This is a genomic window from Cryobacterium sp. M96, assembly GCF_002929845.1.
Taxonomy (GTDB): Bacteria; Actinomycetota; Actinomycetes; order Actinomycetales; family Microbacteriaceae; genus Cryobacterium; species Cryobacterium sandaracinum.
The window spans coordinates 1-21,691 of record NZ_PJJS01000021.1 but is presented as its reverse complement, the minus strand read 5'-3'; the positions used below and the strand labels follow the sequence as shown (position 1 = coordinate 21,691).

The 21,691-nt window shown below is 69.1% G+C and carries 16 protein-coding genes; 10 read left to right on the top strand and 6 right to left on the bottom strand.

Annotation, left to right across the window (positions count from 1 at the left end):
- Positions 1-1,395 (bottom strand): AAA family ATPase (locus CXY79_RS00755; RefSeq protein WP_146068062.1); only part of this gene is annotated, 1,395 nt, incomplete at its 3' end.
- The gene (locus CXY79_RS00750; RefSeq protein ID WP_104099259.1) at positions 1,392-2,567 is read right to left on the bottom strand and encodes an exonuclease SbcCD subunit D; all 1,176 of its coding nucleotides are present in this window, start codon (positions 2,565-2,567) and stop codon (positions 1,392-1,394) included. The genes CXY79_RS00750 and CXY79_RS00755, both read right to left, overlap by 4 nt.
- A gap of 197 nt (positions 2,568-2,764) precedes the next feature.
- Here CXY79_RS00750 and CXY79_RS00745 point away from each other — a divergent pair, with 197 nt between their 5' ends.
- From CXY79_RS00745 to CXY79_RS00725, 5 genes are all read left to right on the top strand, one after another.
- Positions 2,765-3,553: a DeoR/GlpR family DNA-binding transcription regulator gene (locus tag CXY79_RS00745; protein ID WP_104099255.1), complete on the top strand. Its 789-nt coding sequence runs from the start codon at positions 2,765-2,767 to the stop codon at positions 3,551-3,553.
- Positions 3,550-4,521, top strand: a complete 972-nt coding sequence (locus tag CXY79_RS00740) for a 1-phosphofructokinase family hexose kinase (RefSeq protein WP_104099254.1) — start codon at positions 3,550-3,552, stop codon at positions 4,519-4,521. The genes CXY79_RS00745 and CXY79_RS00740 overlap by 4 nt, the downstream gene beginning before the upstream one ends.
- A complete protein-coding gene (locus CXY79_RS00735) occupies positions 4,518-6,530 on the top strand; it encodes a fructose-specific PTS transporter subunit EIIC (RefSeq protein WP_104099253.1) in 2,013 nt (670 codons plus the stop codon). The genes CXY79_RS00740 and CXY79_RS00735 overlap by 4 nt, the downstream gene beginning before the upstream one ends.
- A 91-nt stretch (positions 6,531-6,621) precedes the next feature.
- Positions 6,622-8,307: a phosphoenolpyruvate--protein phosphotransferase gene (ptsP, locus tag CXY79_RS00730; protein ID WP_104099252.1), complete on the top strand. Its 1,686-nt coding sequence runs from the start codon at positions 6,622-6,624 to the stop codon at positions 8,305-8,307.
- 74 nt (positions 8,308-8,381) lie between these two features.
- Entirely contained in the window at positions 8,382-8,660 is a 279-nt protein-coding gene (locus CXY79_RS00725) for an HPr family phosphocarrier protein (RefSeq protein WP_104099251.1), read from the top strand.
- A gap of 86 nt (positions 8,661-8,746) precedes the next feature.
- Here CXY79_RS00725 and CXY79_RS00720 read toward each other — a convergent pair whose 3' ends face one another.
- Positions 8,747-12,322: a TM0106 family RecB-like putative nuclease gene (locus CXY79_RS00720; protein ID WP_104099258.1), complete on the bottom strand. Its 3,576-nt coding sequence runs from the start codon at positions 12,320-12,322 to the stop codon at positions 8,747-8,749.
- 269 nt (positions 12,323-12,591) lie between these two features.
- Here CXY79_RS00720 and CXY79_RS00715 point away from each other — a divergent pair, with 269 nt between their 5' ends.
- Both CXY79_RS00715 and CXY79_RS00710 read left to right on the top strand, forming a co-directional pair.
- The gene (locus tag CXY79_RS00715; RefSeq protein WP_174720110.1) at positions 12,592-12,855 is read left to right on the top strand and encodes a hypothetical protein; all 264 of its coding nucleotides are present in this window, start codon (positions 12,592-12,594) and stop codon (positions 12,853-12,855) included.
- A 2-nt stretch (positions 12,856-12,857) separates the two neighbouring features.
- Positions 12,858-13,850, top strand: a complete 993-nt coding sequence (locus CXY79_RS00710; protein ID WP_174720167.1) for an FHA domain-containing protein — start codon at positions 12,858-12,860, stop codon at positions 13,848-13,850.
- 616 nt (positions 13,851-14,466) lie between these two features.
- Here the strand turns inward: CXY79_RS00710 and CXY79_RS00705 are convergent.
- Both CXY79_RS00705 and CXY79_RS00700 read right to left on the bottom strand, forming a co-directional pair.
- Positions 14,467-16,146 carry an MFS transporter gene (locus CXY79_RS00705; RefSeq protein ID WP_233191105.1) on the bottom strand — a complete coding sequence of 560 codons (1,680 nt, stop codon included), beginning with the start codon at positions 16,144-16,146 and terminating at the stop codon, positions 14,467-14,469.
- Positions 16,143-16,967: a tryptophan-rich sensory protein gene (locus CXY79_RS00700; RefSeq protein ID WP_104099250.1), complete on the bottom strand. Its 825-nt coding sequence runs from the start codon at positions 16,965-16,967 to the stop codon at positions 16,143-16,145. Before CXY79_RS00700 ends, CXY79_RS00705 begins: the two co-directional genes overlap by 4 nt.
- An 85-nt stretch (positions 16,968-17,052) precedes the next feature.
- On the opposite strand from CXY79_RS00700, the gene CXY79_RS00695 reads away from it, so the two are divergent.
- Positions 17,053-17,439: a VOC family protein gene (locus CXY79_RS00695; RefSeq protein WP_104099249.1), complete on the top strand. Its 387-nt coding sequence runs from the start codon at positions 17,053-17,055 to the stop codon at positions 17,437-17,439.
- Between the two features lie 25 nt (positions 17,440-17,464).
- On the opposite strand, the gene CXY79_RS00690 is transcribed toward CXY79_RS00695, so the two are convergent.
- Entirely contained in the window at positions 17,465-18,163 is a 699-nt protein-coding gene (locus CXY79_RS00690; RefSeq protein ID WP_104099248.1) for an HAD-IA family hydrolase, read from the bottom strand.
- A 68-nt stretch (positions 18,164-18,231) separates the two neighbouring features.
- Between CXY79_RS00690 and CXY79_RS00685 the strand changes: the two genes are divergently transcribed.
- Together CXY79_RS00685 and CXY79_RS15825 are read left to right on the top strand one after the other, a co-directional pair.
- Entirely contained in the window at positions 18,232-20,394 is a 2,163-nt protein-coding gene (locus CXY79_RS00685) for a S9 family peptidase (RefSeq protein ID WP_104099247.1), read from the top strand.
- Positions 20,395-20,599: 205 nt separating this feature from the next.
- A partial coding sequence (locus CXY79_RS15825) for a hypothetical protein (RefSeq protein ID WP_158250190.1) occupies positions 20,600-21,691 on the top strand: 1,092 nt, incomplete at its 3' end.

Sequence of the window (21,691 nt, the reverse complement as noted above, 5' to 3'; positions counted from 1 at the left end):
GGCCGCGCCCTCGGCCGCCCGCAGCCGCTCCGCCTGGGCGCGCGCCTCGGGCTCGCTTGCCGCCGCCAGCGCGGCCGCCGCCAGGGCCTCGTCGACGTCATCCATCCGGTCCGGTAGCTCGTCCAGGAGCGCCTGGGTCTGCTCGACGGATGCCACGTGCAGGGCGAGCTCCTCCTGCAGCGTCACAATCTTGGCCTCGATGCCGGGCAGCAGCCGTTCGACGTCGAGAACGTCCTTCAACGATCCGAGCCGGCCCAGGAGATTCTCGATGACGGCCTTGAGGCTCTCAGTCGTTTCCACCAGACCTGGGTCGTCCTGGTACTCACGCCAGGCGCCGTGCGCGTACGATTCGCCGACCAGGGCACGTTCGAGCGCTTCCTCCGCCTCTCGACGCGTGCGGAGCGCCGGCCACACGCGGGACGCCCGGTTCGCGGCCAGCACGGCCGCCCGGTCGAGGGCGATCGCCACCTGCCGGGCCTCGAGAACGGCCAGGGCCGAGTGGGCTTCGTTGCGGCGGTCCTGCCGGCTGCGCAGGTCTTCCTGGGCCTGCACGTCGGCGGCGGCCAACTCCAGCGCCGACGTGGCCCGTTCGGCCCCCGCCGACGCCTCGGCCAGCAGCTCGTCCAGCTCCGCCAGGGCGGCGTCGAACCAGGCCCGGTCGCGACTGCCGGGCGCGTCATCGGAGTCGTCGCCGGGCAGGTCTTCGCGCTGCAAGTGCCGGGACGCGGTGGCCGCCAGGCCGGCCAGGCGCTGGCGCACGGATTCCAGCCCATCATCGAGCGACTTGCGCCGGCTGATCAGCCCGAGTTCGAGCTGCTCGAACCGGGCGGTGCCGAAGAGGGTGCGCAGCACCCCTCGCCGGTCATCGGTCTTGGCCAGCAGGAACCGCTGGAACCGGTTCTGGGCCAGCAGGATCACCTGCAGAAACTGGTCCTGCTTGAGCGGCAGGATGCGGCTGAGCTCGTGCCCGACGTCGACCGGACGGGTCGCCACGCTGCGCCAGCCCTCAGGGGTGTCCCGGTCGTCGTGCAGGTCACGGATGTCGAGGCGCGCGTCGGGCGGTGACATGGTCGTACCCGGGCCACGCTTCTTGTTCTTCTCGTACCTGGGTGTGCGGTAGATGCGGTAGTCGTTCTCGTGCAGTGCGAATTCCAGCTCCACGAAAGTAGGGTCATCCGGTTCGCAGTGGTCACTGCGCAGCTGGGACTCCGTTCCCTCATAGCGCGGCACGCTGCCGTAGAGGGCGAAGCAGACGGCGTCGAGGATGCTGGACTTGCCGGCCCCGGTCTTGCCGGTGATCAGGAAGATTCCATCGGCATCGAAGCGCTCGAAGTCGATCACCTGTTCGTTCTTGTAGGGGCCGAATCCGGCGATCCGCAGGCGTTTGATCTTCATCGGCTCAGCTCCCTCAGGTCACCTTCGGTGAGGAGTTCCGCCACCAGGTCTCGTTCGAAATCGGATTGGCCGACCCCGTTGCGCACGAACTCGAGGAACCCGGCGACAATCTCGCGGTCACTCTGGCGGTCGATGCGCTCACCGTAGCTGACGGCATCCGAGTCGACGACGACAGCGGGCCGGTGCTCGAGCGTGACGCAGTGCGGGAATCGTTTCTGCAGGCGCCGGATGCCGTCGAGGGGACGCACCTGGTCGGTCAGGATTGCCGACACCCAGTCGGGCTCGAACTCGGCCAAGGCGTCATCGGTCAGGAGCTGTTCGATCTCGCCGGTGAGCACGCTGAGTCGCCGCGGGACCGGAAGCTCGATCCATTCGATGTCGGCGGCAGGGCCGGCCTGGAGCTCGACCAGCCAGCAGCCCCGCGGTTTGCCGGCCTCCGAGAAGGAGTAGTGCAGTGGTGCTCCCGAGTAGCGCACGCGGTCGGTGAGGTGGGCCCGCCCGTGGATGTGGCCGAGGGCGACGTAGTCCGGTCCTGTGAAGACCGACACGGGCACCAGATCGAGGCCGCCCGCGGTGATGTCCCGCACGGTATCGGTCGCCGCGGCCGCGGGCACTCCCGCCGCGAAGCAGTGGCTGAGCACCACCGATCGCCCGCCGCGCACGGCCAGGTCATCGCGGATGCGCTGCATCACGACGGTGAGCACCTGCTCGTGGGTCTTGAGCGGTTCGTCTGCCGGCCCGTGAAAAACGCTGAGGTGCCGGACCAGCGCCGGCTCCAGGTAGGGGATGCCATAGAAGTGCACGGGCCCGTGCTCGTCCGGCACGGTGACCGGTTCGAGGAACTGCTCCGGCCGGGTCAGCACATGGACGCCCGCGAGTGCGGCCCACTCCGCCTGGAAGCCGAGGCGGGTGGCGGAGTCGTGGTTGCCGCTGGTCATCACCACCGTGGCCCCTGCCTGCTTGATTTCCCGCAGCACCGCCGCGAGCAGCGTGTAGCTCTCGGCCGACGGCATGGCCGAGTCGAAGATGTCGCCGGCCACCGCCACCACGTCGATCCGGCGCTGCCGCACCACCTCCACCAGCGCATCCAGCACCTGATGCAGGGCATCCAGGGTCGAATGGGTGTGGAAGGTTCGCCCGATGTGCCAGTCGGAAGTGTGCAGGATCTTCATGATGCTCACGCTATCGCCGACGGCCGACACCCGGCGGCACCCGGCGGCGCCGGGCAGCGCCGGGCAGCACCGGGCAGCACCGCGCAGCGGGTTCTTTGTTTGTCTTTGTTTTTCTTGACAAACAAAAACAAACACAGGTAAAGTTTTTGTATTCTACAAATTCGTGGTTTCGGCCACTCAGCGTCGAGGAGGTCGCCATGTTCGCCGAAGAACGTCAGGCCCTGATCGTCGATCTGGTCACCAGTTCGAACCGGGTCACGGTCAGCGATCTCGCCTCCCGCTTCGATGTCACCCCCGAAACGGTGCGCCGCGACCTCGACAGCCTCGAGGGCGCCCGCCAGCTGCGCCGGGTGCACGGCGGCGCGGTCGCGTTCGACCGGCAGAGCATGTCCGAGCTCAGCCTCGAAGAACGCCAGACGCAGCGGCAGGACGAGAAGCAGCGCATCGCCGCCGCCGCCCTTACCATGATTCCCTCGAGCCAGACCGGCTCCGTCCTGCTGGATGCCGGCACCACGACCGAACTGCTCGCCGACCTCCTGCTCGACTGGACACCGGCAGCCCCCGGTGACGAACTCCTGGTCATCACCAACGCGGTGCCGATCGCCACGAAACTCGCCGGCAACGACGCCATCTCGTTGTATATCCTCGGCGGCCGCGTGCGCGGCCTCACCCGCGCCGTCGTCGGTCCCAGCACCATCGCCCAGCTCGATTCGTTGCGGCCCGACATCGCGTTCGTCGGCGCCAACGGCGTGCACGCCGAATTCGGTTTCAGCACTCCGGATGCCGTTGAATCCGCCGTGAAGACAGCCATCGTCCGTTCGGCCCGTCGTGTTGTCGCACTGGCCGATTCGTCCAAGCTCGACAAGGAAACCCTGATCCGCTTCGCGGCCCTGGGCGACATCGACGTGCTGATCGCGGACGCTCTCCCATCAGATGAACTTGCCGCAGCCCTGGCCGCGGCCGACGTTGAGGTTGTGATCGCGTGATCATCACGCTTACTCCGAATCCGAGCCTGGATCGCACCATCGAACTCCGCGCCCCGCTGGCCCGCGGCGAAGTTCAGCGCGCCGCTTCATCCCGCGAAGAACCGGGCGGCAAGGGCGTGAACATCGTTCGCGCCCTCGAGGCCTCGGACATCCTGAGCCTCGCCATTCTCCCCGGCGACGAGTTGGACCCCGTTCTGGTGGCCCTCCGGGCCGCGAGGGTGCCCCACCTCGGCATGCCGATCGGCGCCACGCTCCGGAGCAACGTCGCGCTGACCGAGATCGACGGCACCACCACCAAGGTGAACGTGCCCGGACCGGTGCTGACCGCCGCGCAGCAGAGCGACCTGATCGAACTCGTGCTGGAGAAGGCGGAGGGTGCCAGCTGGCTCGTGCTGGCCGGATCGCTGCCGCCTGGAGTGCCCGTCGACTTCTACGCCGACATCACCAGGGAGCTCCGCAGCCGGTTCGGCGCGAGCGCCCCTCGGGTGGCCGTCGACTCGTCCGGCGCGCCCCTCGCCGCCGCCGTCACGGCCGGACCGGACCTGATCAAGCCCAACGCGGAAGAACTGGCCGAGCTCACCGGCATCCCCGACCCGGAGAGCCTCGAGGGCAATCCGGTGCTCGTGGCCCGCGCCGCCGAGCGTCTCGTCGCCACCGGAGTTGGCGCCGTGTTGGCCACCCTCGGTTCCCAGGGTGCCGTGCTGGTGACCGAAGACGGCGCCTGGCTCGCGAAAACGCCGCCGATCAACGCGCGCAGCACCGTCGGAGCCGGCGATTCATCCCTGGCCGGCTACCTGCTCAGCAGCATCGCCGGCGGCTCCGCCCCCGACTCTCTCCGCCAGGCCGCAGCCCACGGGGCCGCAGCCGCGTCCCTGCCCGGATCAACCGTTCCGGCACTGCACCAAACCAGACCGGGCGACGTCACCCTGACGTCGCTCAACACCCATCCAAAGGAGGATGTCCAGTGAGTGCACTGATCACCCCGGAGCTTGTCGCTCTGGATAAGAACCTCGGAGCCGCACCCTCGAGCGTAATCCGGCATCTTGCCGAGCTCGTCGTAGGCGCCGGCCGCGCCACCGAGATCGAGAGCCTCTACGCGGATGCCCTCGCTCGCGAAGCGAAGACGGCAACCGGCATCCCCGGCGGCCTGGCCATCCCGCATTGCCGTTCGGCAGCCGTTACCGAGCCGACGCTGGCGTTGGCCCGACTGACTTCGCCGGTCGACTTCGGCGCCGCCGATGGCCCCGCGGACCTCGTCTTCCTGATCGCCGCTCCCGAGGGCGCGGACCAGGAACACCTCAAGATCCTGGCCAAGCTCGCCCGCTCGCTGATGAAGGCCCCCTTCACCGCCGCGCTGCGCGCCGCGAAGACCCAGGCCGAAATCGTCGAACTGGTCACCAGCGTCGTCTCCCCGGCTCCCGTGGCCGCCGGCGGCGTCGTCGGCGCCGGCGCCAACGTCGGAAGCACGCCCGCGGCATCCGCCGGTGTCAAGCGCATCGTCGCTGTGACCGCCTGCCCGACCGGCATCGCGCACACCTACATGGCTGCCGAATCGCTCGTTGCCGCGGCGAAGGCCGCCGGCGTCGACCTGCAGGTCGAAACCCAGGGCTCGGCCGGCCTCACGATGCTCGACCCGGCCGTCATCGCCGCGGCCGACGCGGTCATCTTCGCCGTCGACGTCGACGTTCGCGGTCGCGAGCGCTTCGCCGGTAAGCCCGTCATCCAGGTGCCCGTCAAACGCGGCATCGACGAACCGGCCAAGCTCATCCACGATGCCCTGGCCGCGGCCCAGAACCCTAACGCCCGCCGCGTCGGCGGCACCGTCGGTGCGGCCGAGGCCGAGGAGACCAGCGAGCACTTCGGCCAGAAGGTCAAGCGCGCCCTGCTCACCGGTGTCAGCTACATGATCCCGTTCGTCGCCGGTGGAGGTCTGCTGATCGCCCTCGGATTCCTCCTCGGAGGCTACGAGATCACCGAGGTCGCCGACACGGTCACCCTGGAGAACAACCTGTTCAACCTGCCGGAAGGCGGCATGCTGACCTATCTGGGAGCGGTCTTCTTCAAGATCGGCGCGCTGTCGATGGGCTTCCTGGTTCCGGCCCTGGCCGGCTACATCGCCTACGCGATCGCCGACCGTCCCGGAATCGCCCCCGGTTTCGTCGCCGGTGCCGTCGCCGGGTTCATGGGTGCCGGTTTCCTCGGCGGCATCGCCGGTGGTCTGCTGGCCGGTGTCGCAGCCGCCAGCTTCGCCAAGCTCGACGTGCCGCGCTGGCTTCGCAGCCTGATGCCCGTCGTCATCATCCCGCTGGTCGCGTCGATCGTCGCCTCGGGCCTGATGTTCCTGGTGCTCGGTGGCCCCATCGCGCTGCTGACCACCGCTCTGAACGAGTGGCTGTCCGGCATGACCGGCGCCTCCGCCATCCTGCTCGGCCTGATCCTGGGCCTCATGATGGGGTTCGACCTCGGCGGACCGGTCAACAAGGTTGCCTACGCCTTCGCCGTCGCCGGTCTCGGCACCGCAACCATGGCCAACCAGGCTCCGTGGCAGATCATGGCTGCGGTCATGGCCGCCGGCATGGTTCCGCCGCTCGCCATGGCCCTGGCCACGGTGCTCGACCGCCGACTGTTCACTGTCGCCGAGCGCGAAAACGGCAAGGCCGCCTGGCTGCTGGGTGCGTCGTTCATCTCCGAAGGCGCCATCCCGTTCGCTGCCGCAGACGTGCTCCGCGTGATCCCGGCCTCCATGGTGGGCGCCGGCGTGACCGGTGCTCTCTCGATGGCCTGGGGCGTCACCTCGAAGGCCCCGCACGGCGGAATGTTCGTCTTCTTCGCCATCGACAGCTTCGCGCTCTTCGCCCTGGCGATCGCGATCGGAACCGTCGTAACGGCCATCCTGGTGATCGCGCTGAAGCGATACGCTCGAAAGACACCGTTGGTCACCGCGGACGCAGCAGCGCCCGCCCTGGTCAACGCCTAACCGCACGTCGGCCGCTCCGAGAAATTCGGGGCGGCCGACGCGTAGCATCAATAGCGCAGTATTTCTGCTGCGCAAGAATAGAGGTTGTCCCGTGCAGAATTTCACTGGTGTAGGCGTAAGCCCCGGCCGGATCATCGGATCCGTTCGCCAGATGCCCAAACCGATCAGCGAACCCCCGGCAGGTGAACGCCTGGATGCGGCGACTACGCCCGAAGTCGCAACGGCAGAGCTGCGGACAGCCTCCAAGGTGGTGCAAACCGAGCTTCAGCGTCGCGCCGAAGCCGCCACGGGCGCCAGCAAGTCGGTTCTCGAAGCCACCGCGCTGATGGCCACCGACCCGATGCTGATAAAAGCTGCAGTGAAATTAATCGTTACCGGAACATCCGCCGAACGCGCGATCTGGGAGTCCGGCGCATCCGTCGCCGAGATGCTGCACAACCTCGGTGGCTACATGGCCGAGCGGGCCACGGATGTCCTCGACGTGCGGGCCCGGATCGTCGCCGAGCTGCGCGGCGTCACCGCCCCCGGCATCCCCCAGTCTGACGAGCCCTTCGTGCTCGTAGCCGAGGACCTCGCCCCGGCCGACACCGCCACCCTCGACCCGAACAAGATCCTCGCCCTGGTCACCAGCGGCGGCGGACCGCAGTCGCACACCGCGATCATCGCCCGCGCCCTCGGCCTGCCGGCCGTCGTCGCCGCCGCCGGCGTCGACGCCCTCACCGATGGCACCGAGGTCTACGTGGACGGCGCCGCCGGAACCCTCCAGGTTGACCCCGGCGACGACGAGCGCACCGCCGTCACGGCGTGGGAGCACGTCGCGGCCAGCCTGTCCGTGTTCGACGGCACCGGCACCACCGCCGACGGCCACCTCGTTCCGCTGCTGGCCAACGTGGGCGGGGCCGCTGACGCGGTCAAGGCCGCGGCCGCCGGCGCAGAGGGCGTCGGACTGCTCCGCACCGAGTTCTGCTTCCTCGAGCGCGACATCGAGCCCACCATCGATGAGCAGGTCGTGGCCTACCGCGGCGTGTTCGACGCGTTCCCCGGCAAGAAGGTCGTCGTGCGCACGCTCGACGCCGGCGCCGACAAGCCTCTGCCGTTCCTCACCGACAGCACGGAGCCCAACCCGTCGCTCGGCGTGCGCGGCTACCGCACCGACCTGACCAGCCCCGGCGTGCTCAAGCGCCAGCTCACAGCCATCGCCACCGCCGCGCAGGCCTCCTCCGCCGTGGTCTGGGTGATGGCTCCGATGATCGCCACAGTCGACGAGGCCGCCGACTTCGCCGCCATGTGCCGCGTCGCCGGGCTGAAGACCCCCGGCGTCATGGTGGAGGTTCCCTCCGCGGCGCTCCGCTCCGCGAGCATCCTGACCGAAGCCGAATTCGTCAGCCTCGGCACGAACGACCTCACCCAGTACACGATGGCCGCCGACCGTCAGCTCGGAACCCTCGCCGCGCTGAACTCGCCGTGGCAGCCCGCCGTGCTCCAGCTGATCCAGCTCACCGTCGCGGGGGCGATATACGAGGGCCACAACAAGCCCGTCGGCGTCTGCGGCGAAGCCGCCGCCGACCCGGTTCTCGCCGTCGTACTCGTCGGGCTGGGTGTCAACACCCTGTCCATGACGGCCCGGTCGATGTCCGCCGTGGGCGCCGTGCTGAAGTCCGTGACGCTCGAACGGGCGCAGGAACTTGCCCAGATCGCCGTTTCGGCCCGTAATTCGGACGAAGCGCGTACCCGCGTGCGCGCCGGATTGCCCATACTTGAAGAGCTGGGTCTCTAGCCGCTTCGGATTTACGTCGCATCGCATCATCGCCGGCGAGCCACCCCTTCGCCGGGCACCAATTAGGAGGAACCATGTCCGAACGTAAAGCCACCATCGCGAGCCGTGTCGGCCTGCACGCGCGCCCCGCATCCATCTTCGCGGCGGCCGTCGGCGATCTGACCCTCGAGGTCACCATCGCCCTCGAGGCCGACCCGGCCGAGGACGCGATGGATGCCTCGAGCATCCTGTCGCTGATGAGCCTGGGTGCCGCCAACGGCGACATCGTCGTGCTGCGCGCCGAGGGCGACGGAGCCGATGAGGCTCTCGAATCCCTCGTCAAGCTCCTCGAAACGGACCTCGACGCCGAGTAGCACCCCCGACCGAAGGCACCCTCAGTCCGCGCGAATCATGCCGGAGCGAGGGTGCCTTTTCGTGGGTCAGGCTCCGACGCCGGAGGTCAGGCCCGGTCGGGCGTGACCAGGGTGATGAACGCGCTCAACTGGGCCAGGCTCTCCACACTCGAGGGCAGGGTCTCGGTCAGGGCCGGCGAGTAGACCAGCCAGGCCGCCCACTGGGCACGGGAGATGGCCACGTTGAGCCGGTTTGCCAGGAGCAGGAACTCGAGGCCGCGCGGTACGTCCTCTGCTGCGGAGGCGGCAAGCGAGACCACGGCGACCGCCGCCTCCCGGCCCTGGAACTTGTCGACGGTGCCCACCGGCACGTCACCCAGGCCGGCCTGCACGAGGTGGCGGCGCAGCAGCTCGACCTGCGCGTTGTAGGGCGCCACGACGATCACGTCGCCCTGCGCCAGCGGTGCGCTCCGGCCACCGGATGTCCAGGGTCGGCCGAGCAGACCGGTCACCAGTGAGACCACGGCTTCGGCCTCCTCCACCGACGAGGTGGAATTGAACCGGTGCGGCACGGGCACCGGGTGCAGGCCCGGCTCCACAGCCTCGAGTCGGCGATCGGAGGGGTGCGAGCGCAGCCGCCCCTCGTAGGACAGCGCCGACACCGGAGCGCAGATCCTCGGATGCATGCGCCAGCTGGTCTTCAGAAAGTAGCCGAATTCCGGCGGGAGCACCTGGTGTCCGTCGCTGAGCCAGCCCAGAGCCGAGCCGTCTACCGGTTCGGGGTGCGTGCCCTGGCTGACCTGCGGCAGCTGTTGCGGGTCGCCGAGCAGCAGCAGGCGTTCGGCCGCGACGGCTGCTGCGATGGTGCTGGCGAGGGAAAACTGGCCGGCCTCGTCGATCACGAGCAGGTCGAGGGAGCCCCGCGGCACCCGGTCGGCGTTGCTGAAGTCCCAGGCGGTGCCGCCGAGCACCCAGCCGCCGGACTGCCCGGTGAACCGGGCGAAGGTCTTGGTATCCAGGAGGGTCCACGGCAGCGGCTTTTTCTCGTCGCCCTTTTTCGCTTTCTTCCCGACCTGGCCGGGCTCCAGCCCCGCCTCGATTCCGGCGGCGAGTACGGCCCGGAGCATGTTCTCGACCGCGGCGTGGGACTGCGCGACGACGCCCACGCGCCAGCCGTGCCGCACGACGAGGTCGGCGATCACCCTCGAGCCGACGAAGGTCTTGCCGGTTCCGGGCGGGCCCTGCACCGCGAGGTAGGACCGGTCGAGCACGAGCAGGGTGTCCCGGATGGCGGTGCGCACATCCCCCTCACCGTCGCCGTCGCCGGCACCATCGCCCTCGCCGTCCCCGGCACCGGCACCATCGCCGGGGCGCGCCGGTGGCTGCACCAGGGGCTGCGCCGGCCCACTTGCCCCGAGCAACCGGGGCGGGCGTCGGCGCAGCAGGTCGAAGGCCGCGTCCGGCAGCGGTTCCGGCCACCGGGAGAGCACGGCGCGGCCCCACTCCGAGATCGCGGTCACCTGGCTACCGGCTGGCGGCGGGGTGCCGGGGGTGAGGGCGATCGGCATTTCCCGGTGGGCGGGTGCATCGCGTTCGAGCACCTCCTCGACCAAATAGACCGACTCGTCGATCACGTCGATGATGGTCGCCCTGTTGTGCGCGGTGCGCGCTCCGGGGGCGTCGCTGCGGCTGATCGGCGGGTAGGGCAGGTCGTAGAGCAGGAACGGCTGCTGCCCGACCGTGAGCGAACTGCCCGGCGCGAGTGCCCCGGTCAGGCGCAGTACCCGGCGGTCGAGCGACTGGCGGCCTTCCCGGTGCCAGCCCAGGTGCAGGGCTGCTGTTTCGACGATGAGCACGTCCCTGGTGTCCGCCCAGTCGTCCACGGGCGCGCCCAGGCGACTGTAGTGGTCCCACCAGAACGATTTCTGCTCCCGCCGGTGGTAGTCGATCGCCGCCGAGGCGAGGGCGAGCGCGGTCTGGTCGGCGGTGCGCTCGGCCGGCGGAACGTCGGCAAGCAGCACGGAGAGTTCCCGGTAGACCGGGTCCGGTTCCCGCACCGGCAGGGGCACGCCCGCCAGGGTCGCCGGCGACGCTGCGGTGGCGCCCGGCTGCTCGGCGGCGCGGGCCAGCAGCCAGTCGCGCAGGCGCAGGGTGGAGCGGCAGTCGTACGCGTTGTAGCGGGCGATGTCCGTGAGAATCTGCTCTGCGGCATCCGTCTGTCCGGTGGCCAACAGGGTGCGCGAGCGCACGTATTCGGTGATCGAGTCGGCGGCGTTGGCCACGCCCTCGCGTTCCTCGAGCCCCATGTAGAGCGGTTCGAGCTTCTTGAGCGAGTAGCTGCGGCTGCCGATGCGTAAGCCCTGCCGCACGATCGGGTAGAGGTCAACGAGCACATTCCGGCGCAATAGGTCGTCGACCGCTTCTTCGCCGACCCCGTGCCGGGCGGCAAGGCCGAGCAGGTGGGTGCGCTCGTAGGGGGCGTAGTGGTAGATGTGGAGCCCCGGATGCCGCGAACGGCGCTCCCGCACATACTCCAGGAAGTCGATCAGGGCCTGACGTTCCTCGGCGTGGTCGTGCGCCCAGAAGGTGCGGAAGGTATCGTCCGGCAGGGCCAGACCGAACAGATAGTCCAGCCCCCACTGTCCGTTGCCGGCCTCCTGGTAGAGCGGGTCACCCTCGAAGTCGAAGAAGATGTCCCCCGCGTCGGGTGCGGGCAGCGCCGCGAGGGCGGCCGGGTTGATGATCTCCCAGTTCAGTGGCCGGCCGGGAGCTCGGGGGGCGATCTGCAGCCGGGCCTGCCCCTGCAGGGTCGCTAGCGTGGCGTCTGACAAACCGGGGACGGGCTCGCGCCGCGCGGCGAGGTCGTCGATGGAGCGGACGCCCGCGGAGCGCAGCCGGGCGCGCTGGCTGAGCCGCAGGTTCGCGACCAGGAGCACGTCCCGGTGCTGCTGCACCTGCTCCTCGCACAGGTCACAGCGGCCGCAGGCGGCGTAGCGAGGGTCACCCCACGGGGTGGGTGCAGGGTCGGCGAGGCGTTCGTCGACCAGCCGCTCGAGGCGGGCGCGCCGGGCGCGGTAGACCGGCAGGATGTCCTGCAACCGGTGCGAGCTCGTGCGGCCGTCGCCGAGCAGAAGGTGCACGTTCTCCCCCGTCGGGATGCCCATCCGCTGCAACTGGTCGCTATACGCCGCCAACTGCAGCAGCGCCGTGATCTTCGCCGAGCGTGCCAGCTTCGTGTCGTAGACCTCGTAGGTCGCGGCATGGTCGGCGGGGTCGGCAGGGCCGGAATGGTCGGCGGGGTCGCTCGGGTCGCCGCTCCCGGTGCGGATGATGAAGTCCGCGTAGCCCAGGAATCGCCCGTCGAAGAACGCAGCCTGGAACACCACCTCGGCCCCTGCGCGCAGGGCCGCCTCGCTCATTTCAACGGCGGAACCGATGTCGGCGAGGTCGCCACGTTCGATCTCGACGACGGTGCGGGCCGCGCGCAGCTGTTCGAGCATCCGCAGTTCGTGGGCGTCGCCCAGCGCGGCGGTGCGCTGGAGCATGGCGTCAGCGGCTGCCGGGGCGGCGTCGATGCGTCCCAGTTTCGCGTCGAGTCGGCGCAACAGTGCCCACTCGCACGCGGCCGCGGCGCTGAGGTCGCTCGCCGAGTAGACAACGGTGGCAGGGTCTGGCAGGAACACGTCGATCTCCTCTTTGCGCACGCACAACCACACCGGAAGCGCTGGTCACGGTGGTTTCGAGGCTAGCCGACACCACCGACCAGAACAGGGGGTGCCGCGCCCTTCCCCCTGCAGCCGTGCTCAACTAGGGTTGGCCTACACGCGGCAGACGAGGTTTTTGATGGCTGTCCGCGCGGCGGTTCACTGTTGATCCGATTCTGGCCGATTGCGGGCCCGATGTGCGACGACCGAGTGCCGTATCCCTGCAACCAAGCGAGAAGGAACACACCGTGACTGACAGCCAGAACCCCGTACCCACTGCCAACGCCACCGGCCCCGACGCCCACAACATCAAGGACTGGACCGACCTCGGCAAGGAGATGTGGTCCTACCTGACCGGCAAGAGCGCCGCCATCAACTACAGCTTCATCGACATGACGGTGGAGGTGCCGCGCGACATCGGCCCCGACGCCCCCCGTGCCACTTGGAAGCTGAACGGCACACTGCGGGTCACCACGAGCGAGGGTTCAGGCACCGAACCGCTCACCAAGTAGTCATGAGCCCCACCACCCGCCTGGACATCGACCTGGAGTTCTCCCTCGCGGAGCCGGGCACACCGGGCGACACCACGGAGGCAACCGGCGCCGAGCAGATGGGCGGAACCATCACGGCCAGCGGCCTCGACGTCGAGATCTTCTCCAGCAAGCCCGAGATGTTCGTGCGCACCAGCACGATGAAGCTGAAGGAACTCCGCGGCCTGGCCGGCGACCTGGCCGAGCGCGGCCTGACCGTCTCCGTGTCCGGCCCCGACGGCCTGATCATCCGGCTGGGAGCCGTCAAGGCACCCGTCATCCAACGGCTGCTGACCGGTTCGTCGCACATTACGCTCGGCAGCCGGGCCGCGCTGGTTCCGCTCCTGCGGCGGCGCAGTGCCGCACCGGAGGCGGGCCTGTCCCTGCCGTTGCCGCCGGCCACCCTGTTGCCGTTGGTGCCGACCTTCGACCGGCGCATCCGTCGCCGGGTGACCACGACGCACTACACACCGGGGGCAGGCCGGCCCCGGCTGGTTTTTGTGATCGGCTCGAAGAACTGGAACGGTCAGATGCCGCGCGAGTTCGATCTGCTGCCGACGGTCACCACCATCGGTTCGGCCCCGGATGCCGACCTGCAGCTGGCCGGTCTGCAACCGTTCCATGCCGAAATCCGCCACGACGACAACGACGAGTACATTCTGTATCCGCTCGGCGACGTTTCCGGCGGAGCCAAGCGTAATTACCGGCAGGACGAGAACGACGGGCAGGTCCTGCGCACCGGCGCCCGGATCGAAATGGGTCCGTGGCGCATGGCCTACTTCCGTGAGGAGTATGCCGACCACGGCCGCCCCCACGGCGGTCGCGTGGGCGGGGAACTGTCCGTGCAAAAGCCGCAACCGAGCCGCCGCGCAGCCCGGTTGGAGCGCGAGGCCAACGCCGCCGGTGCCGGCACCACGAACGGCGGCACCGAGCCGATGACCGCGCGGCCGGGGCCGGTGGACGACTCCGAGATCTAGGGTCAGGTCCGGGTCGGCAGATCCTGGCTGCGCCACTCGCGGCGCACGCTGTGGAAGCCGGCACACGGTAGAACGTGTGCCGGCTTCCCATGTATGAGCCGCGACGGATTCCGCCGAGCCCTGCGCCGCCCCACGCTGCCCTGCCCTGCCCTGCCCTGAACCAATTCGACGGAGATTCTGAGGAAAAAGCGGGTTTACGGGCTGTTTGGAATGGTTGTGGGCAAAATCTCGGCTCTCCGTCGAATTCGTTCGGGCTGCGCGGTGGAGCACGGGGTGGCGGGTGGGGTGACGTACGGGTGGCGCACGGGGTCGCGCACGGGGTCGCGGGTGGATGCAGGGCGCACCCGTGCGGCTGCAAATCCGGCGGGTGTTGTGGCCAACTCAGGAGATCCGTCCGGCCGGGACGGACATCCGCACCGGTTCCGCACTGGTCCGTGGGAGCCGGGCAATGCGGGCGACGGATGTCCTGAGTTGGCCACACGCGCAGGCTCGGCCGGGCCTGACCCGCGGCAGGTCTCCTGCGTTGGCCACACGCGCAGGCTCGGCCGGGCCTGACCCGCGGCGGAGCCCGGGATTCCCACACCCGCGAAACCCCCTGGCCGTCAGGTACACGCAGCTAGACGGGCTCCCCCGCGGTCTCGGCCGCCGGGATGCTCTGGCCGGGGACGGCATCCTCGCGGCGCGACTCCGCGTGTGGCGCGGTGCCGGACAGCCGCAGTGTCGCCAGGAAGCCGAGCACGAGGAACCCGGCTGCGGCGTACGCCGAGTAGCGGGTGCCGTCGCTGAACGCCTCGCGGGCGGCATCCGCCAGCTCGGGGCTCTGCTCTTCGAACGACGGGATCACCGAGCCCGCACTGTCGACGACCGCGTCGACGATCTGACTCCGGGTCTCGGCAGTCAGCCCGGGCACCTCGGCCAGCTTCGCATCGAGCGACGTACCGACCGTAGTGAACAGCACGGTGCCCAGCACCGCGATGCCGAGCGCCGACCCGATCTGCCGGGCGGTGCTGGACGTGCCGGAGCCCTGGCCGCTCTGCGCCACCGGCACATCCTTGAGCACGACGCCGGTGAGCTGGGCGGTGGCCAGCCCCACGCCGATGCCGTAGACGAACAGGAACGGCACCACGACGAGCCAGGTGGACTCGGCCGTGATGACCAGGCCGAGGCCGGCGACGCCGATGATCTCGGCGCCGATCCCGAACCGCACGATCGTCTCGGGTGAGATCTTGTTGCCGAACGCCCCGGACACCCCGCTGGCCACGAACGAGCCCAGCGCGAGGGCGAGCAGCACGAATCCGGTCTGCAGGGCGTCGTAGCCGAGCACATTCTGCAGCCAGAGCGGCAGTGACAGGATGATGCCGAACTCACCGAGGGAGACGATCATGGCCGCGATGTTGCCGTTTCGGAACGACGGGATCGAGAACAGGGAGAAGGCGAGCAGGGTGGTCTTGCCGGCCCGCTGGCGGTAGAGCCCCCAGTAGATGAAGGCCACGCCGGACACGACGGTGATCAGGAACACAATTGGAATAATCGACAGCGAGTACGGCCAGGTCCAGTCTCCCGCAACCGGCGCTTTGTCGGTGAGCCACCAGCCGAAGGTGCGTCCCTCGATCAGCCCGAAGACGAGCGACGCGCTGGTGATCACCGAGAGCACGGCGCCGACGACGTCGATGCGGCGCGGCTCGCCGGCATCCTTCGATTCGAGCACGAAGACCAGTACGCCGACGACGATGACGATGCCCAGTGGCACGTTGATGCCGAATGCCCAGCGCCAGGAGAAGGAGGTGGTGAGCCAGCCGCCGAGCAGGGGGCCGACGGCCACCATGCCGCCGATGGTCGAGCCCCAGATCGCGAACGCGATGCCTCGGTCACGGCCGCGGAACGTGGCGTTGATGATCGAGAGCGTGGTGGGCAGCACCATCGCACCGCCGACGCCCTGGATCAGCCGACCCAGGATCAGGAGTTCGCCCGTCTGCGCGAGCGCCGCGAAGACGGATGATGTGGCGAAGACGATTACGCCGAGAATCAGGATGCGCCGTCGACCGAACCGGTCGGCAAGCGTTCCGAAAACCAGCAGCAGGGCCGCGAAAACCAGGGTGTAGCTCTCCTGCACCCACTGCACCTGGGTCGAGGTGATCGCCAGGTCGTCGACGATCGAGGGGATGGCCACGTTGATGATCGTGGAATCGACGATGATCAGGGCGACGGCGACGCTGATGAAGACGAGACCGGCCCAGCGCCGGCGCGCCGAGGTGACGACCGCCGGGGTGACAGGCAGGGTGGCCGAATCGCTCACGCGGTGACCGATCGGGACATGGCGGATGTGGCGGACGTGACGGACCTGGAGGTGCGCACGCGCACGGTGATGGTGACGATCAGGATGGCGGCCACGGCGACGATCGCCGCGATCGCCGTGGGAGTGGAGAGCAGGGTGCCGGCCAGCCGGGCCACGGCCACCCAGCCGAGGCCCCAGCACAGCGACGCGGCCGGGGCGAGGCGGCCGTGGCCGTAGATCGCGAGGACTACGCCGACCAGCCCGGCGACGGCGATGACCAGCACCGCCCACAGGTCCGCGCTGAGGCCGAAGCCTTCGAAGCCGGAGGCGACGAGCACCGCGGTGACGTTGGCGGCGGTGGCGATGGCCACCCAGCCGAGGTACAGGCCCACGGTGCCGTCGGCGACGATCGTCTCAATCAGGTTTTTGGGCCGGGTGCGGAGCGTGAGCTGGAACGCCCGGATCAGCACGACCAGCAGAAGCACGATCACGGGCACACTGAGCCAGAGCAGGTCGAACTGGATGCTCAGGATCCAGGCGGCGTTCAGCACGAGCGACGCGGCGATCGGGTAGCCCAGGGCGCGTTGGCGGTCATCCGTTCTCTGCGCCGGCAGGAGCTGCCACAGGGCGTAGGCGATGAGGCCGAGGTAGATCGCGGTCCAGATGCCGAAGGCCGGCCCGTCGGGGGCGATCGGGGTGGCGTCGGCGGCGAGCGCTCCGCCTGACGCGTTCTGGATCGGGGTTCCGCCGGCGGCGCCGGACCCGATGAACGATCCGACGACGGCCAGGATCACGCTCGCCAGCACCACCGTTTGACGCAGTGGATCGCTGCTCTTATTCATCTCGGTCTCCCAACAATCTGCCACCTTAATAGTCGACGGTTTCATCCTGACCTCTTCCGCCCCCTGGAGTATGCGAAACTGCCGCATGCGCATCAACGGAGTGCACCACATCGCCATTATCGCCAGCGACTACGACGTGTCCAAGGCCTTCTACCTCGACGTTCTCGGCTGCACGCTCGAAGCGGAATACTTCCGGGCCGCGCGCCGGTCGTGGATGGGCAAGCTTGCCCTGAACGGCCACTACCTGATCGAACTGTTCTCTTTTTCCGACACCCCGCCCCGGAAGAGCGGCCCGGAAGCGCTCGGACTGCGCCACCTCGCGTTCGAGGTCGACGACGTACCGGCCGCGCGCGACGAGCTGATCGGCAAGCACGTCGAGGTTGAGGAACTGAGGGTGGACCCGAACACCGGCAAAGCGATGTTCTTCTTCCGCGACCCCGACGGGCTGCCGCTGGAAATCTACGAGCGCTGAGTCCGGACGCTATTGCTCCGGGCTGCTACTGCTCGGTCACCAGGTGGAAGACCACTCCGTCATCCTGCACGGACACGCGCAGGCGGTCGAGACCGGAGACCACCAGGTCGGCCTCCAGGTCGGCGGCCCGATGGGTGCCGACGACGCCGATCGTGGCGCAGCCGGCGGCGCGGGCGGCGGCAAGGCCGGCTGGGGCATCCTCGACTACGACGCAGCGGGCCGGGTCGACGCCGAGGCGTTCGGCAGCCAGCAGGAACGGCTCGGGGAACGGCTTGCCGCGGCTGGTGTCGTCGATGGTCACCACCGTGAGCGGTGCGGGGAAGCCGGCGGCGTCCAGGCGCACCAGGCACAGCTGCCGGGCACAGGACGTGACGATCGCCCGGCGGGCCTCGGGGATGCTCGCCATGAGTTCCGCCGCGCCGGCCAAAATCCTGACGCCATCCGTGTCGGCCAGTTCGAACTCGGTCAGCCGGGTGACGGATGTCTCGACCAGCTCCTCCGCCACCAGGGTCGCGATCATCTGACGCGCCGGCACCCCGTGCTCGGGGCCGGTGAACGACGGGCCGAGGCCGACCTCGGCACCCCAGCGCAGCCAGGACCGGGTGACCGCCTGAGTGGAGTCGACCAGGGTGCCGTCCATGTCGAAGAGCACGGCCTGGAAGACCTGCCCCTGCAGGGCCTCCTCCCGGGAGGTTTCGAGCGGGGCGATTCCGGGCTGCGTCATTGTGGTTCCATTCGTCTCTGGGCTGGTACCCCTCAAGTCTGCGCCCTCACGGAACTACGCTATGACTCATGACCACTCCTCCCCGCGCGGTGCAGAAGCCACAGCAGCGCAGTTTCCATGACGACGTGTTCACCGACAACTACGAGTGGCTGCGCGACAAGGACAGCCCCGAGGTGATCGCGCACCTCGAAGCCGAGAACACCTTCACGGATGCCCGCACCGCCCACCTGGCCCTGCTGCAGGAGCAGGTCTTCGAGGAGATCAGGGGCCGCACCCAGGAGACCGACCTCAGCGTTCCGGTGCGACAGGGCCACTGGTGGTACTACACCCGCACGGTGGAGGGGAAGGAATACGGCATCCACTGCCGTGCGCCGATCTCCGCGCCGGACGACTGGACCCCGCCGGTGCTTCCCGAGCAGATCCCCGAACAGACCAGCGGGCAGGCGAGCGGGTCCGCCGGTCTCCCGGGCGAGCAGATCGTGCTCGACGACAACGCCGAGGCAGCCGGCCACGAGTTCTACTCGCTCGGCAGCACCGACGTGAGCGGCGACGAGAACCGGCTGCTCTACGCCGTCGACACCGAGGGCGACGAGCGGTACACCCTGCGCGTGCGCGACATCGCGACCGGCGAGAATCTCGCGGACGAGATCCCGAACACCGGCGAGGGTGCACTGTTCGACCCGAGCGGCCGCTACATCTTCTATACGACCGTGGACGACGCCTGGCGGCCCGACACCGTGTGGCGACACGAGGTGGGAACCGCGGTCGCCGCCGACATGTCGGTCTTCCACGAACCCGACGAGCGCTTCTGGGTGGGCATCGGCCTCACCCGCAGCCGCAGGTTCCTGCTGATCGAGGCCGGCTCGAGCGTGACCACCGAGACCCGGCTGCTCGACGCTGCCGACCCGACCGGCGAGTTCGCCCTGGTGTGGCCGCGGCTGGACGGCGTCGAGTACGACGTGGAGCACGCCGTGCTGAACGGCCAGGACCGCCTGCTGATCGTGCACAACCACCACGCGGTCAACTTCGAGCTGGTCAGCGTCTCCGTCGCCGACCCGCGGGGTGAGAAACGGATTCTGCTGCCCCACGATACGGCCGTGCGCCTCGAGAGCGTCGACGCATTCCGCGACTTCGTGGTGGCCGAATACCGGCGGGACGGACTCACCCGCGTTGCCGTGAGCGCCGAGGCAGCCGACGAGGAACTCGATTTCGTCGAGCTCGGCTTCGAGGAACCGCTGTACTCCGTGGGCACGTCGGCCAATCCCGAGTGGGACACGCCGACCATCCGTCTCGATTACACCAGCTTCGTCACGCCGTCGACGGTCTACGACCACGTGGTCGCCACCGGCGAGCGCCGGCTGCGGAAGCAGCAGCCCGTGCTCGGCCGCTACGACCCGACCCTGTTCGAGCAGCGCCGCGAGTGGGCTACCGCCGCCGACGGCACGCGCATCCCGATCTCCCTCGTCTACCGGCGTGACCTCGTCGCTCCGGGAACTCCCGCCCCGACCCTGCTCTACGGCTACGGCTCCTACGAGATCAGCATCGACCCGTCGTTCAGCATCGCCCGGCTCAGCCTGCTCGACCGCGGCATGATCTTCGCGATCGCCCACGTGCGCGGCGGCGGCGAGCTGGGTCGACTCTGGTACGAGAACGGCAAGAAGCTGCACAAGCGCAACAGCTTCACGGACTTCATCGACAGCGCCCGGCACCTGATCGACCAGGGCTACACCAGTCCCGACCGGCTCGTCGCCGAGGGCCGCAGCGCCGGCGGCCTGCTGATGGGCGCCGTGGCGAACCTGGCCCCGGAACTGTTCGCGGGCATCCTCGCCGGGGTGCCGTTCGTGGACGCGCTGACGTCGATCCTGGACCCGTCGCTTCCGCTGACCGTGATCGAGTGGGACGAGTGGGGCGACCCGCTGCACGACCCTGAGGTGTACGCCTATATGCGCGGCTACTCCCCCGTGGAGAACGTGCGCGACACGCACTACCCGCGGATACTCGCCGTGACCAGTCTCAACGACACCCGAGTGCTCTACGTCGAGCCGGCCAAGTGGGTGGCCCGGCTGCGCGAGGTGGGAGCGGATGTTCTGCTGAAGACCGAGATGTCGGCCGGCCATGGTGGGGTGTCCGGCCGGTACAGCCGCTGGCGTGAAACGGCGTTCGACTTCGCCTGGATCATCGATGCCGCCAGGGCGCATCCGTCGAGGGAAGCGGCGGTCACCGCGGTGTAGCTGAGTGAGTCTCAGCCAGGGCCCGAGCCCCGTGCCCGAGCCCGAGGCCTGGCGACATCTCCGACCCGAACGAATTCGACGGAGATTCTGCCCAAAACACCCCCAAACAGCCCGCATAAGCAGTTTTCCGGCAAAATCTCCGTCGAATTGGTTCAACCGCGGACACTGCGCTCCGACCGCGCTGCCCACATGAGAGCATGGAGCCATGTCTGATGCCGGGTCTCCCCCGGCGCGGGCGGACTGGAAGCGGATCGCGGGACCCGTGCCCGGCGAACCGGGTGGGACCACCGTTCTGCCCGTTCCGATGGGCCTCCTATTCGAGCTGCGAGAGCAGACGCCCCGCACGAACGACCGCTGGCGTGGTGCGACGGCCCGGCCGGTCACGAACGTGCGCCCCGGGCAGGGCGAGATCCGGCTCGGGGTGCGCCCGGTCATCCGAAGCGCCCGTGGCAACTGGGTGCGCACGGACGTGGCGTGGAACCAACTGGGCTTCCACCGCAACCGCCTCAACCTCAACCGCGAGCACCACCGCTGGCTGAGCCAGATTCTGGCCCTGCACCGAGCCGTGCGCGGCGTATACACCAGCCAGGAGACGGACTGGATCTACCTCGACGACTTCGTCAGCCCGCTGCTCTGGACCCTCTTCGACGAGGCCGAGACCCTGGGGCTGCGTCTCGTGGGCAGCACGAAGGATGCCACGGTCAGCGTGGGCCGCGCGGCCCACGTGAGCCTCGACGCAAGCCGGAACGCCGCCGGCGCGTTCAGCAACACAGGCGCCGCCGGTACCCAGGGTCTGCTCCTGACCACCCGGCTCCTATTTGACGGCACCCCGCACCCCCCCGAGCATTCCGGGGCGATCGGCGGCCACGGGATCTACGGCTATGCCCTCGGGCCGCGCCCGGTGTTCACCCTGGCCCCGACCGTCGACGGTCCGCTCACCGCCGAGCAGCGCCGGCTGCTCGGTGCGCCCGGCACGGTTCTCGTGCCTGCCGACGAGACGGCCGAGTTCCTGAGCGACTTCTATCCGGCGCTGCGGCGCACCCTGCCGGTGATCAGCACGGATGGCTCCGTGCGCTTCCCCCAGGCCGACCCACCTCTGCTCGTGCTCACCGCCTGGTTCCGGCCGAGGCAGGCGCTGAAGCTGGCCTGGCATTGGGAGTACCGCGAGGGTTCCCTGCTGAAGAAGCTGCCCGTGCTGTCATCCACATCCACGCCCACGCCCACGCCCACGCCCACGTCCACGTCCACGCCCACGCCCACGTCTCCCTCGAACGGAAGCCGCGACGAGCCCACCGAA

Coding starts and splice junctions, on each gene's coding strand:
- CXY79_RS00745 (WP_104099255.1), top strand. CDS start 2,765: ATGTTCGCCGAAGAACGTCAGGCCCTGATCGTCGATCTGGTCACCAGT.
- CXY79_RS00750 (WP_104099259.1), bottom strand. CDS start 2,567: ATGAAGATCCTGCACACTTCCGACTGGCACATCGGGCGAACCTTCCAC.
- CXY79_RS00700 (WP_104099250.1), bottom strand. CDS start 16,967: ATGAATAAGAGCAGCGATCCACTGCGTCAAACGGTGGTGCTGGCGAGC.
- CXY79_RS00690 (WP_104099248.1), bottom strand. CDS start 18,163: ATGACGCAGCCCGGAATCGCCCCGCTCGAAACCTCCCGGGAGGAGGCC.
- CXY79_RS00725 (WP_104099251.1), top strand. CDS start 8,382: ATGTCCGAACGTAAAGCCACCATCGCGAGCCGTGTCGGCCTGCACGCG.
- CXY79_RS00695 (WP_104099249.1), top strand. CDS start 17,053: ATGCGCATCAACGGAGTGCACCACATCGCCATTATCGCCAGCGACTAC.
- CXY79_RS00685 (WP_104099247.1), top strand. CDS start 18,232: ATGACCACTCCTCCCCGCGCGGTGCAGAAGCCACAGCAGCGCAGTTTC.
- CXY79_RS00710 (WP_174720167.1), top strand. CDS start 12,858: ATGAGCCCCACCACCCGCCTGGACATCGACCTGGAGTTCTCCCTCGCG.